This window comes from Streptomyces sp. NPDC006265, from assembly GCF_040613555.1.
In the GTDB taxonomy this organism is placed as follows: domain Bacteria; phylum Actinomycetota; class Actinomycetes; order Streptomycetales; family Streptomycetaceae; genus Streptomyces.
This window is the reverse complement of the sequence record NZ_JBEXSH010001339.1, coordinates 1-1628: the sequence shown is the minus strand read 5'-3', so window position 1 is coordinate 1628 and position 1628 is coordinate 1. Positions and strand designations below refer to the sequence as shown.

3 protein-coding genes are annotated in these 1628 nt (G+C 72.9%); 1 reads left to right on the top strand and 2 read right to left on the bottom strand.

Going from position 1 to position 1628, the window contains the following annotated elements:
- Positions 1-70 precede the first annotated feature (70 nt).
- Positions 71-703, bottom strand: coding sequence for an FMN-binding negative transcriptional regulator (locus tag ABZ281_RS48630; protein WP_356665179.1), 633 nt, complete (start codon positions 701-703; stop codon positions 71-73).
- Positions 703-1389 carry a pyridoxamine 5'-phosphate oxidase family protein gene (locus tag ABZ281_RS48625; protein WP_356665177.1) on the bottom strand — a complete coding sequence of 229 codons (687 nt, stop codon included), beginning with the start codon at positions 1387-1389 and terminating at the stop codon, positions 703-705. The genes ABZ281_RS48630 and ABZ281_RS48625 overlap by 1 nt, the downstream gene beginning before the upstream one ends.
- 35 nt (positions 1390-1424) lie before the next feature.
- On the opposite strand from ABZ281_RS48625, the gene ABZ281_RS48620 reads away from it, so the two are divergent.
- Positions 1425-1628 (top strand): GntR family transcriptional regulator (locus ABZ281_RS48620; protein WP_356665175.1); only part of this gene is annotated, 204 nt, incomplete at its 3' end.

Below are 1628 nucleotides of genomic sequence, written 5' to 3'. Positions count from 1 at the left end.
GACCCGTGCCCGCGGCTTCACCCAGGACGACGCGCACATCTACTGCACCCGCCGCGACGCCTGGCACGACCTAGGCCTCCCGCCTGCGCAGGAGGTGCTCGCGTGCCCTGGAATCGCCCGGACCGCCGCGGGCCGCGAGGCCTGCGGCGATACGGTCCCGGACCTCGGCGGGCCTGTGGTTCGCGTACTTGAACTTGGCGCGCACGTCCGTCACTTCGAGGCGCAGGCCGCGGATGCCGGCGAGCATCCTGCCGTACGGGGCCTCGTCCGCCGCCGCCCGTGCGGAGCCGCCCCGCGGCTGGAAGTGGTCGACCTGGCGGTTGAGGAGTGTGGCCTTCTCCGCCGGGTCGTCCACGACGTGGGCGCGGCAGCGGAGCTGTACGGCCGCGTAGAAGCTCGTGGGGGTGCCGTGCTCGGGCGGGACGTCCGGGGCGGCCTGCCAGGGGCCGGGCACGAACACGTAGTCGTCGACCACGCTCAGCAGGGCGTCCGGGTCGGCCTCCAGGGCGGGCCAGAGCGGGTTGGGGCGGGCGAGGTGGGTGACGACCTCGCCGCGCCCGGCGTCGTAGGCGAAGTGCAGGGGCTGGACGTGGGGTGGTTCGCCCGGCAGGCCGTTGACGGCGAGCCGGCCGAAGTCGTGACCGGCCAGCCACCGTTGCCATTCGGCGTCGTCGCGGGGCGTGTCCCAGGGGTGGATCAGCATCACAGGGCCGCGAGGTAGCCGGGCAGTTCGGTACCGGGGGCGAGGCCGGGGTCGGAGTCCGGCGTGCCGTAGGTGCGCCGTACCGGGACGACTCCGGCCCAGTGGGGGAGGGCGAGGTCCTCCGGTTCGTCGTTCACGCCGCCGGTGCGCAGCTTCGCGGAGACCTCGCCCAGATCCAGGCGGATCACGGCGGTGGCGGCCAGCTCCTTCTTGCTGGCGGGGCGCGAGTCCGCGGAGCGGCCGGGCACGACGTGGTCGACCAGCGCGTCCAGGGCCTGCCGCTTCTCCTCGGGGTCCGTCACGTCGTGGGCGACGCCGTGCACCACCACGGAGCGGTAGTTGATCGAGTGGTGGAAGGCCGAGCGGGCCAGGACCAGACCGTCGACGTGGGTGACCGTCAGGCAGACCTCGAGGCCCGGGTCGGCCTGACCGGCCGCCCGCAGCGGACGCGAGCCCGTCGAGCCGTGCACGTACAGCCGCTCGCCGACCCGGGCGTACAGCGTGGGCAGCACGACCGGCGCGCCGTCGCGGACGAACCCGAGATGGCAGACGTAGGCCTCGTCGAGTATCCCGTGCACCAGGTCCCTGTGGTACGAGGCCCGGCCCGGGGAGCGGGTGGGGACGGTGCGGTCGGTCGGGGTGTAGGCGGTGTCGGGCTGCGACGGCGTCTGCGTGGTCCCTTGCATGGCGCTCTCCATTGCACTAGTGCATAATTGACTTTGTGCTAGGAGAGTATCGGATCAGTGGGCGTCGCGCAGCGGACATTTCCGCGAGCATCGAGCGAGCGGTGGGGGCCGGTGAGCTGCGCCCCGGTCAACTGCTGCCTCCCATGCGGGAGTTGGCGGAACAGTTGGGGGTGAATCCCAACACGGTCGCGGCCGCGTACCGCACCCTGCGCGAGCGCGGGGTCATCGAGACCGCGGGC